A 17171-nucleotide genomic window follows, 5' to 3' on the forward strand; every position below is an offset into this window, starting at 1 on the left:
GTATTCCTGAGCAGTCTACGTCCTAACCTTCAACCCGTCGTAGGCCAGTCGTACATTGGGCGGAAGTTCTTTGCTCACTTCGGCGTGCAGCCCGAGGTGGTGGCTGATGTGGGTCAGATAGGCCATGCGTGGCTGAATGCGCTCCACTACTGCCAACGCCTCTTCCAGATTGAAGTGCGAAATATGTGTTTCCTTGCGCAAGGCATTGATAATCAGTATTTCAGAGCCTTCTATTTTCGCCATTTCTTCGGGGGCAATGTAGTTGGCATCGGTGATATAGGTCAGATTACCGAAGCGAAAGCCCAGCACAGGCAGTTTGTAGTGCATTACCTCAACAGGTACAATGGTCGTTTGCCCGTCGTCCATCACAAACGGATTTTTTGTAATCTCCCGCAGGGCAACGTTGGGCGTACCCGGGTATTTAATCGGTGAGAAAACGTAGGCAAATTCCTGTTTCAATTGTTGTATAACTCTATCGGTAGCATACACGGGCATATCGCGATTGTCTTTAAAGTTGAATGAACGGATGTCGTCCATGCCTGCCGTGTGGTCTTTGTGCGCATGAGTGAACAGAATGGCATCTACATGCGTAATATTTTCGCGCAGCATCTGCTGGCGAAAATCAGGCCCTGTGTCTATGACCAGACTGTAGCCGTTGAATTTTACATGCACCGATGTGCGCAGGCGCTTATCGCGGAAGTCAAGCGAACAACATACCTCACAAGCGCAGGCAATAACGGGAACGCCTTGTGAAGTACCTGTTCCTAAAAACGTCAGTTCTGTCATTGTACCTTTACGGCGCTTATGCCGAAATATTTTGCAAAATCTTTGTTAGAAACTTTATGCTCCGGATTTTCAGTTAATTCTTCAAACATAAGCAATTCCATGTGAGTATCAATCGGCGGAAGCAGCAAAGTGTCCTGCGGATGTGCTTTTTTGTGTGCTGCAATGCGCTTGTATCGCTCTTGGTGGTCTTTGTCGTAGCGCACCGCATCGCCGTTGAGCAAAGTCAGCCATGCCACACCAATTTTTGTGTTCGGAGAGTAGAGTTTTACCATACTTGTTGCCAGTAATACTACCACCGCATACGCAGGAATTTTGCCCCATCGTAGTTGCCATTTCTGTTGAAGATAACCCACCCAGCAGGCAACATTGGCAAACCAAAAAAACAGAAACCAAAAAAAAGCGATGTTTTCAATGCGGACAAAAATGTATATAAAACCCGTTACCCAATAGTAGGGGAACACTGCTGCGAAAATAACAGCAACTATGAGTGCTGCCATCGGTAGAGGTGGCAAGCGGAGGAAATGTGTGGCAGGTAAACGGTACATCAGGCGGGACAAAAGCGGTACGCACAACAGTGTAAAAATCCAGAGGGTGCTATTTGCTGCCCATGAAGCAAAGATGGGCAATTGCATCAGTAAACCTGTTACTACACGCTGCCATTGGAAAGATTCGGAGTGAATATTTATCCTTGCCTGTGTACCGCCCAGCAGCCCGTAGAGCAGCAAGCCCATTCCCAAACAGGCGGCAATAGTTAGCCATTGTAAGGTTCTTTGTTGCCGCTGTGCCTGAATATCGGTTAAAAACCATGCAGTCAGCCCCATGATGCCAAAAAAAGCAAGCACACTAATGGCGACTGCCTCACTGATGCCGGGTAGTAACAGCGCAAGAATGGCGGCGATGATAGTTTCTTTTTGTGTGAGGATTTCGCCCCGCAACAGCGGCGCGGCAACCCCCAGCAGCACCCAAACGGCAATAAACGCCGTGGCATAAACCACCGCCGAGGAATACCAGTACCACAACTCAACCGCCGAGCGCACATAGGCAAAAAAAATGGCACAATAGCCCAAACTAATCGCTATTAACCACCTGAAAGTCAGTTGCTTCAACCATAAGCGATGCATAAAATAACAACAGGCGGCAATAAAGCCCCCCATAAAAACCATCGGTACAAAGCGGAAGGCATCAAAGTTGTCAAAAGCCAGCGGATTCAGCCCTTGTAACAAAGTAGAAACGTAGCGACCGTTCCAGTGCTGCAAAAAATAGCTGTAAAATCCCCAATAGCCATGTTCTTTTATCAGCAGCGCTACCGAGTAATCGTCCCAGGGGGCGGGATGATTGAACAGCGATACGATAAAAAATGGCAACAAGCCAGCAGCAAAAACAAGTATCAAGGCAAGCGGCAATAATTGCTTTGTGATGATAGTTTCACGCTGTTTTTTCATGAATTCGCCGGATAAATTGCACCCCTTGTGGGAAAAATTGTATTTTTGAACAGACTCTCCCCGAAGGTATGAAGACCTGTAAAGTTATCTTATTTTCGCTGTTGATGAGTGCTGCTGCCTTGCCAACTTTAGCGCAGGGCATTTCCGCACCTAAATACAGCAATGATTTTTTAAGTATTGGCGTGGGTGCGCGCGCCTTGGCAATGGGTGGTGCGCAGGCAGCAGTGGCGAACGATGTTACAGCTGCCTTTTGGAATCCTGCCGGCCTGTTGCATATCAAAAAGCCCTTTCAGGCATCGTTGATGCACTCTGAATATTTTGGCGGCGTAGCCAATTACGACTATGCAGGCATCGCCGCCAAGTTAGACGAAAGCGGCGCCATTGGTTTTTCCCTCATTCGCATGGGGATTGATAACATCCCCGACACACGCCTGCTCATTGCACCCGACGGCTCCGTGAACTATAACAACGTAGGCTCATTTGCCGATGCTTCGTATGCATTCCTGCTGTCCTATGCGCGGGAAAGTTCGCTGCTCAAAGGATTGAAGGGGGGAGCTAATCTCAAAATTATCCACCGCACGGCCGGTGCTTTTGCCAATGCGTGGGGCTTTGGGCTGGACGTGGGCGCGCAACTGCAACGGGGCAAATGGTGGTTTGGCGTTGCGGGCAGAGATATTACAAGCACTTTCAACGTATGGAACTACAACTCGGAAAGCGTATTTGAAATTTTTTCGCAAACGGGCAACCAAATCCCGACCAATGCCATAGAATTGACCCTGCCGCGCATTGTGGCAGATGCCGCCCGCGAAATTCCGTTGGGTGAAGATATGGGCGCAGTGCTTACGGCAGGCTTCACCTTTACTACCGATGGCAAGCGGAACACTTTGCTTCGCACCGATGTGATTTCTGCTGATATACAGGCAGGAATGGAATGGCACTACAAGCAAACGTTTTTCCTGCGCGGCGGCGTTAGCAATTTTCAGCGCCTGCAAAACTTTGATAAAAGCTACTATACGCAGATGCAGCCGAGCTTCGGGCTGGGTTTTCGCATCCTGAATTTTCAGATAGACTATGCGCTGGCAAATGCCCTGCGTTCCGATGCAGTACTTTACTCACACGTATTCAGCCTGCGCGGCGACTTTGAAAAAGCAAAAACGGATAAACAAAAGACCAAAAAAACCAAGCGATGAAACGGCTTATTATGTGCTGCCTGTTATTGCTGACAGCATGGGCAGCCCACTCACAACGATTTGGCAATGAGTGGATTGACTATCAGCAAACCTATTACAAAATCCCTGTTCGTGCAGAGGGGATTTATCGCATCCTGCCTGCCGACTTGCAAGCGGCGGGTTTATCAACTGCCACCATTGACCCCCGCAACATCCGCATGTTTTTCCGCGGAAGGGAAATTGCCATCAATGTGGTTGGTGAAAGCGACGGACGATTTGATGCGGCAGACTACATAGAGTTTTTTGGTCGGCCGGCAGGGTTAGACCTGATTTTGCCCATGTACGAAACCCCCGACCATGTAACCAACCTGTATGCGAACTTTTACGAAGGTACAGCCTACTATTTCCTGACTGTCGGCAATACTCGCGGCAAACGCATGGCCGTAGTGGCAGAGCGCAACAATAGCATCCCCGCCGAGACCTACCACATGCAGGAGATTATAGATTCCCGCAACGGTAACTTTGTGAACGGCGTGCTTTTCCCTACTACCATTATCAACAACAACGATGTCGGCGGACTTTTCTCGCATTTCAACGAAGGAAAAGGTTTGGTCGTGCTTAGTTTTCGCCCCTCCACTACTATTACCAATCGTACCTATGCCTTGCAGGACGTGGTGCAGCCACGCGGCGATTTGATAGTAAAACCCCGAGCCGTCATACGCGTGGCCGGGCGCAACAATACCCTCCACGATGTGGATATGTTTTTAGGCACGACTGCTGCCAATCAAACTCGTGTGGCCAATGCCCGTTTCCAGAATTATTCGGTAGTGGACTTGGTGGCCAATCTGGACTCAACTTTCCGCTTCCCTTCGCCTTCGGGCAATTTGCTGATGGGCTACCGTGTCAATCGGGTAGAGCGCGCCGATGAGGAAGTGGCTATCGGGCATTTTTACCTGACCTATCCGCAGGGCTTCAATTTGCAGGGCAGTACTTTCCGCAAGTTCAACCTGAACCCTAACACCAACGGTACTTCACGCATCGTGCTGACCAACGTACCTGCCAATACTCGCCTGTTAGACATTACCGACGAAGGCAACGTCAGCATCATGAACGGGGAAAGTGCAGGCGGCGGGCTTTCAGTAGTTGTGCCTAATACGCTGCGCGGTCGTGTGCTGTATGCAGATGCTCGCATTACGCGCCCTACGGGTATCACACGCATGAATTTCCGCCGTTTGCCGGTAGAAACCTCCGATTACCTGATTGTTTCCCATCCGATTGTGCGCCGTCCTTCGGGCAATATCCCCGACCCGGCACAGGCATATGCCAACTACCGCGCATCGGCCAAAGGGGGCAACTATCGCCCTTTGTTGGTCAATGTGGACGAACTTTTTGACCAGTTTACCGAAGGTGAACCCAACCCGTTGGCCATTCGCCGCTTTGCTGATTATGCATTGGCAAATGGCAACCCCAAGTTTTTGTTCCTGTTGGGCAAAGGCTTACAGATTTCAGCTTTTCACTACATGAACCCGGGTTCCATAGCTGCATGGACACAGATTCCGCCCTATGGCAGCCCCGGTTCGGACAATGAAATTACGGCAGGGCTGGCAGGTTTTCCCAAGCACGTACCTGCAATTCCTACCGGCCGACTGCCGGCATTTGACCCTTCGCATGTGGTGAATTACCTCAATAAGGTGATTGAGTATGAGGAATTTGCATTTGACGATTTATGGAAAAAGAACGTGCTGCACCTCAGCGGCGGTTTTACGGCCTCGGAAAATGCCCTGTTCCGCGCTTATGTGGACGGCTTTGCGGAAGTAGCGCAAGGCGACTTTCTGGGGGCTAAGGTAGAAACCACTTCCAAGAAAACCACCGACTTTGTAGAGTTTATCAACATCCGCGACCAAGTAAACCGCGGGCTGGGGCTGATTACCTTCTATGGCCACGCCGCACTGGATTTTACCGATATTGATATCGGGCGGGTTTCCAACACTACGCTGGGCTATAACAACCGCCGCCGCTATCCGATGGTAATTGTGAACGGCTGCGGCTCGGGTGATGTTTTTCAATACAACATTTCATTGGCCGAAGACTGGCTGAATACTGCCCAACGCGGTGCGGTGATTTGGCTGGCACATGGACACTTAGGCTTTGCCGGGCCACTGCGTTCCTACACGCAAATTTTCTACGAAAACGTATTGGGCAAGCGCGAAAATATCAATCTGCCCATCGGCAAAGCCATGCAGAACTTCCTGACAGACTACCTGCAACGCTCACCGACCGATTTCAGCATTGCCAATGCACAGCAGTTTATTCTGGCGGGAGACCCTGCCCTGCATCTGTTCAGAGCACCGCAACCCGACTATGCCATCAGCAACGACAAAGTATTTATCAACGGATTCAACAATGCGCGGGTGATTACGGCACAGGCAGACTCTTTCCGCATAGGTATGGTGGTTTCCAATTTCGGCATTACCGACCGCAACGAGCTGACCGTATCCATCCGCCGAACTTACTCCGATGGCTCGGTAGATATCCTGCCTGTGCGTGCCTTCAATCCGGTGCGCTATCAGGATACACTGTACTTCACCGTAGTCAATCCACGCAATTCGCAAAATCGCATTTTCGGCATGAATCGCTTTGAAATTACGGTAGATGCAGAAAACCGCGTGGCCGAACTGCGGGAAGACAATAATACCGCCATTTTCAATTTCTTCTTCCTGCGCGGTACGATGATTCCGCTTGCACCCAAGGAGTTCAGCATTGTCAGCCGACAGCCTGTGCCGTTTATTGCACAGAACTCCGACCCGTTCTCGGCAGAGCGCCGCTATCGTTTCCAGTTAGACACTTCTTACCTGTTCAACAGCAGCATCAGGCGCGATACCACCGTTTTCGGTTACATTACGGCACAATGGACAACGGGGCTGCCCAACGTACCCGACAGTACGGTTTTCTACTGGCGCGTGCGCTATGCCGACCCGCGTGCCGATGAGGACACCACATGGGCGGAGTCCTCTTTTGTGTTCATTCGCAACAGCCCCGACGGTTGGTCGCAAAGCCGCCATCCGCAGTTCCGCAAAAATGAACAGCGTGCCATGCAGTTAGATTTGCAACGCCGCAAATGGAACTTTCAAGACCAAACACTCACCTTTACGGGAACGGCTTTTGGTAATGCCAATGCCAATGCGCTCAACTTTGCGCTCAATGTAAACGGACAACCCCTGATTACCAACAGTTGCGCCCTGAATCAGCCCAGCCGTTTCTGCGTGCCGGGCGTGAGCATAGACCGTCTGCTCATTACTGCCATTGACGGACAAACGGGACAGTTCTACCGACCAGATGCCGGCATGGATGCCTGCGGCTCGTCTTTGTTGGTGGCAGCCATTGACCAGTGCGAACTGGTTCGTGGCGATATATTGCAACAAACCTTTAATCGAGTCAAAGACGGCGACTATGTGATTGTGATGAACTCCCGCACCGTAGGTTTCAGCGGTTGGGGACAAGGCAACCTGAACGCCATGGGCAGCATCGGTGTAAATGTGGCAACTTTCCGCACCCGCTACCCAAGCGGTGCACCCATGATTATCATCGGCAGAAAAGGAAGCCCGCAAGGCACGGCAATAGAGGCTTTTTCGGGTAACAACACCGGACAGGCTACCATTAACCATACCTTGCGCTTTACGCCCAACAACGGCACGATAACCTCCACACTGATAGGCCCTGCGGCAGAGTGGGGCAGCCTGTTCCGCCTGATTAACAATGCTGAAAATCCACAGCGCGAAAGCTGGCGATTGGATGTGTTCGGTATTGATTTTCAAGGAAATGAGCGTCAGGTGTTCAGCGATGTACGCCCCGATAACTTCTCCCTCCGCGACCTGAATCCGGCACAAATACCTTACCTGAGGCTGCGCCTGCAAGTAGTGGACAGTTTGAACCGCACACCCTATCAGTTGCAGCGCTGGCAGGTTATTTACAAAGAAGTCCCCGAAGGCATTTTGCTCTACGATACGCTTACTTATCGGGAAAATACCACGCTCAACATCATAGAGGGCGATACGGCAAAAATCGGATTCTATTTCCTCAACATATCGGGCAACGATTTTGCGGACAGCCTGACGGTAGAATATCGCATTGAAAATACGCAGACAGGAGTTGCCTCCACGCGTCGTATGCGCATTGTTGCGCCCAAGCGCAATGAACAAACCTACTTCCGCGTGCCGATTAATTCGCTGGAATTTTTGGGTGAAAACCGCATGACCGTAACCGTCAATCCGCGCATACAGCCCGAGCAGGTCTATGAAAACAACGTGTTGCAGGTGCGCTTCCGAACCAAACCCGACGATATCAACCCCGTGCTGGATGTGGCCATAGACGGGCGGCAGATTATGGACGGGGAAATTGTTTCGCCCGAGCCGTTTATTATCATCACGTTGAAAGATGAAAACAAACGACTCATCAAACGCGACACCAGCGGATGGGATATCCGCATAGGGTTAAATACACCCAACGCCGAGATGCGCCGGATTAACTTTAACGACCCCAACCTGAATTGGCGGGTGGATGCTTCGGGCAGATTCATTATTGAATATCGTTCTAACAAACTGCCCAACGGCAGCTATCTGCTCACCGTACAGGCACGGGATGTTACGGGCAATCCTTCGGGCAGAGAACCTTACCGCATCACTTTCCGCGTCATCAACGAAACAACGGTAACAAATTTCTATCCTTATCCGAATCCGTTTTCTACCAATGTGCGCTTCGTATTCACCCTCACGGGCGAAATTCCCGAAGATATCCGCATTCAGATTATGACCGTTTCGGGCAAGGTAGTCAAAACTATTTTCAAGGATGACTTAGGGCCGCTGCAAATCGGCAATAATATCAGCCAGTATGCATGGGACGGTACCGACGAGTTCGGCGACCAGTTGGCACGTGGTGTGTACCTGTACAAGGTAGATGTGCGCAAAGCAGGCGGAGAGGATTTTGACCGCCGCCCGACTGCTGCCGACGACATGTTTAGGCAGGGCTACGGGAAATTGTACCTGATGAAGTAGGTTTTTTGAAATAACATTTGGCCATAAAAGAAAGCCGTGCTAAATTTGCAGCCTTAAAAAGCGAATAGTCATGAAAAGAACTTACCAGCCTTCCAATCGTAAAAGGCGCAATAAGCACGGCTTCCGCGAGCGCATGTCCACTCACAATGGCCGCCGTGTATTGGCAGCCCGCCGTGCAAAAGGTCGTAAAAAACTGACTGTTTCTGATGAGCCTCGTCATAAAGGTTAATCCGAAACCCCAAAAAATGAGCGTGTAAGGTTTTGAAAACCAATGGTTTACCAAAGCGCGAACGGCTTAAAAGCAAAAAAATGATACAGGAGCTTTTTGCGAAAGGCTCCTCTCTTTTTTTGTATCCGTTCAAAATTGCCTACCTCATGCCGTCATCTGCCGCTGATGTCGGCAAACTTCCACAGATATTGGTTTCCGTATCGCGCAGAAATTTCCGCCGCGCCCACGACCGCAACCTGATTAAACGCCGCTGTCGCGAAATCTATCGGGTTTACAAATCTGAATTACTTGCTCGGAAACGCCAACTTCCTGCTTATTTGGGCATTATCTACGTGGGAAAGAAGCACGAAACTTTCGCTTTCATGCAACAGCAACTGCGTGAAGTACTTGACCGTTTGCCCGCAGCTACCCCTGCATCCGAAATTGAACCACCGACACAGACAGCACCTTAACCGCTTTCCCCCTATACCGTGCTTACCATTTGGCAGCGGGCAGCGGCAGCCTGAATGTCTCCGACAGAAAACCTGCGATTTTGCCTGCTTTGTGCCGTTTTAAACGGACGGGGAGTTCCAAGTCTAAACCCAGCAGAAAATGACGGCGCGATTGGTAGCCTGCACGGCGGTTTTGGTCGGGGTTGCCATAGACCATCCCTGTGGCACCGTATCCGACCGCAACCCTTATCCACCGATAATCGGCAGGCAGAAAAGGCAGCGGCAAGGAAAGCCAATAGCTCTGCCCGTTGTAGTCTTTGATGAGTTGCTCGGCAAAGTTGCGGCCGAGCTTTTCGGTACGCAGGGCAGCATAGGGGCCGGGCGCAAACCAGAATTTGGGGTGGATGAACTGCTTGCCTGCCACCTGTTCTTGTGAGGCGAACAGTGCCGCACCCGCTGCATTTGCCATTAGGTCGTAGGCACTTGCCCCGTGCGTGGTTGCCAAGCTGTCCAACAGTTCAATTGGTGAAAGGGCGGCAAAACCAAGAAGGGCGGCATAGCGATGGGCTTTTTCGGGAGCTACTCCCGCCCAAAGCAAGAGACGGTGGGCTATTCGGCTCATCTGGTAGGCAGCAAATGCGTGCCCTGCTTTGTCCATTTGTTGCCAGTCGCGGCTGTCATCAAACCAGTGGGGGCGGCTGCGCGGTGCGGCGGCATACCAAAGCCTATCTAACAGGTAATAAATAAGGGCTGCAAGTGCCAAAGCACCACAGCCCAAAAATGCTCTGCGGGAGAACGTGTTATTCCTCATCGTCTTCATCGGCTCCGAGGCTGAACATGCCGCTCAGGATATCTTTGAACTGGATGCCGCGTTCCAAGTTTTTGCGACTTACGACCGAATACTCTGCCAGCCCGTGCAGTGCAAATTCCATCATGAAATATTGCTCGTTACTGCTCAGGTTGGGCAGTTTGGCCTTGACCAAATCGCGGAGGCCGGGCACTCTGTCCAGCATGGCGCGGTAGTCGTGGTCGGAGGCATCGTTGAGCAAGTCTAAATGTTCGCCATTGCCGAACCAGTCTTGTATGGCCTTGTATGCACCGTTGGTCTTTTTCTTTTCCTTTTCGGGGTCGGGGAAAAACTGTTTAAAGAAAGTGCGTATCGTTTTGCCGACCAATGCTTGCGCCACAGATGCCGCGCCTTCCTGCTCACCTTCATATACTAATTCAACCTTGCCCGAAATGGACGGGATAATTGCCCAAAAATCGCTGACACGCACATGGGTTGCGGTTTCGCCGTTGAGCAGTGTGCGCCGCTCGGCTGCGCTGACGAGGTTTTCATAGGCAGAAATGGTCAAACGTGCCGAAACACCGCTTTTAGCGTCCACATATTCGCTGTTGCGGGCTTCCATGGCTACCTGCTCAATCATGTCTTTTGCGAGGTCAAATACCTCTACTTTTTCCTGCTCAGGCTTAATGTAGGCTTCTTGTTGAGTGATTTTTCGCCCTGTGGCAATATCTTTCGGATAGTGTGTAATAATTTGACTGTCAATGCGGTCTTTCAATGGTGTTACAATGCTGCCGCGATTGGTGTAGTCTTCGGGGTTAGCCGTAAATACAAACTGAATATCTAACGGCAGGCGCAGTTTGAAGCCCCGAATCTGAATATCGCCTTCCTGCAAGATATTGAAGAGCGCAACCTGAATACGTGCCTGTAAATCAGGAAGTTCGTTGATAACAAAAATGCCGCGATGCGAACGTGGAATGAGCCCGAAATGAATCACGCGCTCGTCGGAATAGGGCAGTTTCAAGGTAGCCGCCTTAATGGGGTCGGTATCGCCGATGAGGTCAGCTACCGACACATCGGGGGTTGCCAGTTTTTCGGTGTAGCGCTCCGAGCGATGCAGCCATTCAATCTGCGTATGGTCGCCGTGGGTAGCTACTTCGTCCTTGCCGAAGCGCGAAAGCGGCTGCAGTGGGTCATCGTTCAGTTCGCTGCCTTTAATAACAGGGATGTACTCATCCAGCAGATTGACCATCAGTCGGGCAATGCGGGTTTTTGCCTGCCCGCGCAGGCCCAACAGGTTAATATTGTGCATAGAAAGGATGGCACGTTCCACTTCGGGCAGCACGGTAAACTCATAGCCGTGGATGCCGGCGAACACAGGCTCGCCTTTGCGCAGGCGCTGAATCAGGTTGTCGCGCAGTTCCTGCTTTACCGAACGGCTGGTATAGCCTGCCGCTTTTAGTTCGCCTAAGGTCTTGATTTTCAGTAGTTGGTCGGGAGACAGCTGGGAATAGTTCATGCAGTTAGGTCAGAAATATGCTATTTGGAAGTATTAACTTTTTTTAGCCCTATAAAGTTAGCCAATGGCCGCTAAAATTCGTAAATTTAAAGGTAGTACTTTACCAATAAACTCTTACCACTATGGCGCGCCTTTATTGTCATACCGGTCTTATCTTACTCTTGTTATTGGTAATTGCATTGCCTTTTTCGGCAGCGGCACAACAAAAGAAAAAGCGCAAAAAGCAAAGCAGGGTTGCGGCCAATTTCACTACCTCGCGCTACTCGCACACATCTGCGGGGGCGGTTTCTCTTGAAGACGACCCGATAAAAAAATCGGGACGCATCATGAAACCCGGTGCTACGCGGCGTGCCGGAGGTGCATCAATGCCCTGCCCCGACCTCAAACCCGATGTGCGGATTAGCAGCAGCAAAAACACTGCATTCATCACTTATCAGGGAGCCCCCAACCTGACCTACGAACCGCCGTCGCAGGAAACAGTGCCGGAGTTAGTCATGCCGCCCAAAAAGGATACTACACCCACAACCGTAAGCACAGGAAAACCGCCTAAGCCAATGCTGCGCCCGTTGTATTTCGTATTTGATGAGGATGAACTCACCAAAGAAGACATGGAAACCATCCGCAACGCGGCTGCTTATGTACAATATGGCTACAAAATCGTTATTGAAGGCCATACAGACAGTTTCGGTAGCGATTTTTACAACGAACGTTTGTCAAGAAAGCGCGCCGAGCGTATCAAAGACATCATGCTGAAAACCACAGGTATCAGCGAGGAAATGGTGAGCGTACAGGCATGGGGTGAAAGCCGACCTGCCGTACCCAATAACTCACCCGACAGCCGCCAATTGAACCGTCGGGTGGAAATTAAGGTGGTGGATTAATAAACGGTCGGGCAGGTTAGTTTTCCCAGAAATAACCTTCATAGTCCACCAATCCGTGTTCGGCGCGCAGGGAAGCATGGAGCGCAGATTCCTCGTTCCGCGATGATATATCGGCGATGGTTTCATCATCGCCGTTGGTGTATTTGTAGAGGTGTCCGCGAAACAGGCGCAGTTCAAAGGCTTCTGCCATATTGCGGTGTTCCCGCGGATTTTGGTTGTTGAACCAAATGGCACTCGGGTTATCTCTGAACACATTTTCAACGATTTCTTTGAAAGAAAAAGTTGCAATAGGTTTATCTACTCCGATGGTGGTTCTTTCGGCAGGCAAAATCATAGTAATAGATTGGATATCGCGATACATGCGTGAACGGGTTTTGTCAAAAATGATGTCTTCTTTGAGTTCCAGCAAGTATAAATCTTTACCCGGCAGGTAGTAGGCAGGGGCAGCGGGCGTAGCAACTTCCGTGTCTTCGCCCCACGGGTCGTCTTGGCCAAACAGGAGTTCTTCTTCGGTAGGTGCCGACGTGCTGATGGTCAGCCGATTGTTGAACTCTTCAAGGCTGAGGCGTTCGTTGAGACGGTCGTCGGTAAACGGACGCAACATGCCCGATTACACGGCATCAATTAGCAGACGCGTAATTTCAAAACCGCGCGCATTGAGCGGCTGATTTTGCTTTTCGCGCAGGTCTATGATGTACCACAAGGTTTTTCTGAAAAACTGATTGTCGTTTTTAATCGGGCGAATAGAGTTTGTATTGTAGCCGAATTCCATTCGTTCCTGTGCCGAAGCCGAAAAGTTCGGCAAATACACAAAAGCAATAACTGCGATGATGCAAAATAACTTTTTCATGGGTTCTTTCCGATTTTAAGTAATGAAAGGATGGCATCCGTTGCGCACCGAATTCCATTGTTTAATACCTAAGGTTTCTTTTATGTTCCTGTTTTTTTCTAAAAAAATTTGGTGTCAGCAGCCGATGGTTCAGAACATTCGGGAAGTTTTGTAGTTACAACAATAGTTGTTACAACTTATATTGTTTCATTCATGCGAACCATCAAGAAAATACATCAGGCGGCCTATCACCCGATTGCCGATTTAATAACCTACTCACCACTGCCGGGCCGCGAACTGCAACACATAGACCCTTTTTTGTTCCTCAACCATCACGGTTATCAGGTGTATCCACCCAACAACCACGGGCTGCCGTTTGGCCCACATCCGCACCGCGGCATGGAAACGGTAACTTTTATTGTATCGGGCGATATTATGCACCGCGATTCACAGGGTTTCCAAAGTGTCATTAAAGCAGGCGGCATACAGTGGATGACGGCAGGCAGCGGGCTGATTCATGCCGAAACCTCATCGGAAGAGTTTTTACGCACAGGCGGCGAGTTGGAGATTCTGCAATTGTGGCTCAATTTGCCTGCAAGACTGAAAATGACTAAGCCGAACTACATCGGCTTGCAAAAAGAAGATATACCTACCGTGGAGGTGAACGAAAATGTACTCATCAACCTGATTGCAGGCAACCACGAAGGGCATCAGGGAGCCGTTCGGCCGCTGACCGATGTTTTCCTGAGCACAGTAGCAATGCAACCCGGCGCAGTGTGGGATACGACAGTAGCAGCCGAGCGCAGTATCTTCCTTTATACCATTCACGGCAATATTGAGGTGAACAGTCAAGCCGTGCGCCATCGGGAACTGGTAGAGTTTGCCCACAAAGGCAGCGAACTGCACATCACTACCGATACGGAAACACTGTTGATTTTTGGCCATGCAATGCCTTTCCACGAGCCGATTGTAGCGCAGGGGCCGTTTGTAATGAACTCCGTAGCAGAAATCCGTCAGGCATATATGGACTACCAAATGGGTAAGTTTGGTGTTTGGCGGGGATAGTAAGCGCTGTTGTCAATGCCAATCAGGCAACTATGTCTGGTTGGCTAACCTTTCATTGTAGAAATTTTATCCAATGAAACCGTCCCGAAGCGGCGGTACACTTGGTAGGCAATAGCAAGCGCCAGCGCAGACTCAGCGGCCGCGATGGCAATAATAAAAAGTGTAAAAATTTGTCCCTCAACAGCCTGCGGTTCATTCTGCCAAGCGGCAACAAGATTGATATTGGCAGCGTTCAGCATCAGTTCCAGCCCCATCAGCACACCGATAATATTGCGTTTGGTAATCGCAACAGCCATCCCGATACAGAAAATCAAGGCTGAAAGAATCCAGTAATGGAGCGGTGTAAGGGTTTGCCACATAATGTTTCAATACAAGTAAGTTAGCAATTTAAAATGACCTTTCAAATTTACCGCAAAGCCCGCTGAGTATTACGCGAAGAGCCGCTGAGTGTTTTTATGATGAATTTTTTCTTTGTGTACACTGCGGTTAAACCTTTGTGCACTCCGCGGTAAAAAAGAACGCGTTAATTTGCTCACTTGCTTAGGCAAGCAAAAATACGCTGACATTTAGGAATTCGGATTTAAAAAAATCAGCGAAAACCGTGTCGTCTGTAACAATCTGTGTATCGTTGTCAAATTAGCCAACTTTCTACTAAAATTTCGTCAAATATTTAACCAATAGGTCAGCTTAGCAACCAATGCCCGATTTTTTACGAGCAGTGTATCGGCAAAGTAGTTATCGGTATATACCAGAAAGAAGTCGGAAACGGGTTTAAACCGCCATTGCAGGCGCGTGTTGATGTTGATGTTGTTAATCTGGCTGTTGTACTGAAAAAACGCGGTCAGGAAGAGCGCGCGACTGAATGTTACGTCAAATCGGGGGCCGAGCAGCCACAAGTCGGCACTGTTGTATGGCGCAGGAAAGCGCAGCCTGTTATAGGTAAAATCCAGCGACAGCAGTGCATATGGCTGAATGCGATAGTTCAAATCGCCTGAAAATCCCATGCGGTTGCCATTGAAAAACTGCCCCATATAGGTTTGCAGGTTGTAGTAAAAGTTGTTGCGTGTATCGCCCGAATAGTTGGCGCTCAGGCTGTAATAGGTGTAAGCCGTGCCCGTTGGCAGTCGCTCGCCGCCTGTATTGGTGGGGTCAAAAGGGCGGAAAAGCAGGGTATAATCGCGTGAAAGTGCCACATCAAATTCGGCTGTACTGCGAAAGCGCACCGTATTACCCAACGAAATATTATGGTCAGTCAGGCCATTTTCCGCATTCCAGGTAACATCTGTAACGGCAAAAAAGCCGTAGCGGTTAATGGTTTTGGAATTGGGGAAAAAGTTGCGCACAATGCGCGGTGCAATGCGTCGGAAATTATTGCGCGGCACAAAGCCCACAGGGGCGGTGTAGTTTTTCCCAACTACCTGATGCGTCCACTCCACCGTGAGTGTGGGCTTGCTGTAAACTAAGTTAGCACCATGTACGAAGGCTTCGGGAAGGCTTTCTTCCGCTATGCTTTTATGGAAGAAAAACTTACCTGTCCATTCGTTGCTTTTGGAAGCGAGGTTGTAGTCAATTCCTGCCAGCCGATGGAAACGCATGGGGCGCTTCGTCGGGTCGGGTTCGGTGATGGGCGCAAAGGTTTCTTTATTGACAAAGATGCCGCCGATATTGGAGCGGCTGAATACCTTGCGTTGCAACGCAGCCACCGAATAGTTATAGCCCGGCAGACCGATGGCATCATCGGGAGCGGCCTGCATGGTCATTAGGCCGGTGCGCCAGTTGCTGTTCAGCTTGCCGCTCAGGCGCGCACCGAAGTGGATGGTGTTCTGGATGTTTTGCCCGGTGCGCTGGTCTATGGCAACCCCAATCCGCCGCGAAAAGAAAGGCCGCAAGCGATTCATGCCAAAATCGGCAAATAAATCTGCGTTTTCCAGAAAAAATTGCCGTCTTTCGGGGAAGAAAATTTCAAAGCGGTCTAAATTAGTAACTTGCCTGTCCACCTCTACCTGTGAAAAATCAGGGTTGACGGTCAGGTCTAAGTTAAGCGCAGGTGTAACCGCCACTTTGGCATCCATGCCGACGCTGCGCTGATAATGGGTATCGGTTCCGGCAAGATGTTGCTTGGAAATGCCGCCCGCCGCATAGGGAATAACCACCAGATTGGAGCCGGGCTTTTTCAGTGGCTTGTCCCAGAGCAGTTCGGCAGTGTAGGCCAGCGAATACAACTGAAAATTGCGCGGAATCGGCACCCATGTAGAGCGTTCATTATATTTGCTGTCTATGCGATAAAAATTGACAAACCATTTGTCCGCATTCTCTTTGAATCGCAGGGTTTTAAAGGGAATGGCAATCTCCACGGTCCAGCCTCCCGGATGTATTTTTGTTTCGGCATACCATTTATTGTCCCACGAAAGGGCAAAATCGGCCGAACTGCTGCCCCCATTAGCAATCAGACCTTCGCGCTGCACCCCAAACGGGCTGATACCAAAGAAAAAGCCGTTGGTACGGTCGCAAAACGGGTCAATAACAACCGTAAAACCGTCGTAGGCAGGCCCGCGAAAGTCGCGCCGCAGCGAGGAAATTAAGTAATTGCCTTTCAAATCGTTGTAGCAGGTTGCCCCTACATAGACAAACTGCTCGTCGTAGGTCATCCGCACTTCGGTTTTGGCATCCGAATACGAACTGTCAAAAGGAAAATACTGAAAAAAGTTGCCGACTTTTTCAGCTACGTCCCATTCGGGTTCGTCTAGCACACCGTCGAGGGTAATTTTGGTATTTGCCTTTTGAATACGGATAGACATCGCCTCTTTGTGGGCAGCCGAGGACTGCGCCTGCGCACCGTTGAAACTACACAAAAGAATGCCCGCGAAAAGGGCAACAGTAAAAATACAGCGCAATAAGGTACAGCGTTAAAGTAAAACGGAATTAAAAATCGGGCTGATATGTCGGGCTTTCCCTATAATGCAAAAGTACGGTGTATTGTTTTTA

The 17171-nt window shown here is 50.0% G+C and carries 12 protein-coding genes and 1 pseudogene; 6 read left to right on the forward strand and 7 right to left on the reverse strand.

The genetic code is table 11. From position 1 onward, the window contains the following. Positions 1 to 15 precede the first annotated feature (15 nt). Positions 16 to 786, reverse strand: coding sequence for an MBL fold metallo-hydrolase (locus NDK19_RS12250; protein ID WP_250632183.1), 771 nt, complete (start codon positions 784 to 786; stop codon positions 16 to 18). Beyond that, entirely contained in the window at positions 783 to 2228 is a 1446-nt protein-coding gene (locus NDK19_RS12255; protein ID WP_250632184.1) for a hypothetical protein, read from the reverse strand. The genes NDK19_RS12250 and NDK19_RS12255 overlap by 4 nt, the downstream gene beginning before the upstream one ends. Positions 2229 to 2296: 68 nt before the next feature. On the opposite strand from NDK19_RS12255, the gene NDK19_RS12260 reads away from it, so the two are divergent. The 4 genes from NDK19_RS12260 to rnpA all read left to right on the forward strand — a co-directional run bounded on the left by NDK19_RS12260 (position 2297) and on the right by rnpA (position 9129). After that, on the forward strand, positions 2297 to 3418 hold the full coding sequence (locus NDK19_RS12260; RefSeq protein ID WP_250632185.1) for a putative type IX sorting system protein PorV2: 1122 nt from the start codon (positions 2297 to 2299) through the stop codon (positions 3416 to 3418). Next, on the forward strand, positions 3415 to 8448 hold the full coding sequence (gene porU2, locus NDK19_RS12265) for a putative type IX secretion system sortase PorU2 (protein WP_250632186.1): 5034 nt from the start codon (positions 3415 to 3417) through the stop codon (positions 8446 to 8448). Before NDK19_RS12260 ends, porU2 begins: the two co-directional genes overlap by 4 nt. A 70-nt stretch (positions 8449 to 8518) precedes the next feature. Beyond that, positions 8519 to 8677, forward strand: coding sequence for a 50S ribosomal protein L34 (rpmH, locus tag NDK19_RS12270; RefSeq protein WP_250632187.1), 159 nt, complete (start codon positions 8519 to 8521; stop codon positions 8675 to 8677). A 32-nt stretch (positions 8678 to 8709) separates the two neighbouring features. After that, on the forward strand, positions 8710 to 9129 hold the full coding sequence (gene rnpA, locus NDK19_RS12275) for a ribonuclease P protein component (RefSeq protein WP_262910323.1): 420 nt from the start codon (positions 8710 to 8712) through the stop codon (positions 9127 to 9129). 22 nt (positions 9130 to 9151) lie between these two features. Here rnpA and NDK19_RS12280 read toward each other — a convergent pair whose 3' ends face one another. Beyond that, a complete protein-coding gene (locus NDK19_RS12280; protein WP_250632189.1) occupies positions 9152 to 9928 on the reverse strand; it encodes a DUF2279 domain-containing protein in 777 nt (258 codons plus the stop codon). Beyond that, complete coding sequence (locus tag NDK19_RS12285) at positions 9909 to 11411, reverse strand: sigma 54-interacting transcriptional regulator (RefSeq protein ID WP_250632190.1); 1503 nt, start codon at positions 11409 to 11411, stop codon at positions 9909 to 9911. Before NDK19_RS12285 ends, NDK19_RS12280 begins: the two co-directional genes overlap by 20 nt. 122 nt (positions 11412 to 11533) lie before the next feature. Between NDK19_RS12285 and NDK19_RS12290 the strand changes: the two genes are divergently transcribed. Beyond that, positions 11534 to 12292: an OmpA family protein gene (locus NDK19_RS12290; protein WP_250632191.1), complete on the forward strand. Its 759-nt coding sequence runs from the start codon at positions 11534 to 11536 to the stop codon at positions 12290 to 12292. A 16-nt stretch (positions 12293 to 12308) separates the two neighbouring features. Here NDK19_RS12290 and porN read toward each other — a convergent pair. Further along, positions 12309 to 13142, reverse strand: a pseudogene (porN, locus tag NDK19_RS12295) (type IX secretion system ring protein PorN/GldN). A 192-nt stretch (positions 13143 to 13334) separates the two neighbouring features. On the opposite strand from porN, the gene NDK19_RS12300 reads away from it, so the two are divergent. Next, positions 13335 to 14186, forward strand: coding sequence for a pirin family protein (locus NDK19_RS12300; RefSeq protein ID WP_250632192.1), 852 nt, complete (start codon positions 13335 to 13337; stop codon positions 14184 to 14186). 44 nt (positions 14187 to 14230) lie between these two features. On the opposite strand, the gene nuoK is transcribed toward NDK19_RS12300, so the two are convergent. Continuing rightward, positions 14231 to 14545, reverse strand: a complete 315-nt coding sequence (gene nuoK / locus NDK19_RS12305; protein WP_250632193.1) for an NADH-quinone oxidoreductase subunit NuoK — start codon at positions 14543 to 14545, stop codon at positions 14231 to 14233. A 303-nt stretch (positions 14546 to 14848) separates the two neighbouring features. Further along, positions 14849 to 17080 (reverse strand): carbohydrate binding family 9 domain-containing protein, encoded by a 2232-nt coding sequence (locus NDK19_RS12310; RefSeq protein WP_250632194.1) that lies wholly within the window; start codon positions 17078 to 17080, stop codon positions 14849 to 14851. Positions 17081 to 17171 lie beyond the last annotated feature (91 nt).

Origin of the sequence: Rhodoflexus caldus (assembly GCF_021206925.1) — a bacterium.
Lineage (GTDB): Bacteria > Bacteroidota > Bacteroidia > Cytophagales > Thermoflexibacteraceae > Rhodoflexus > Rhodoflexus caldus.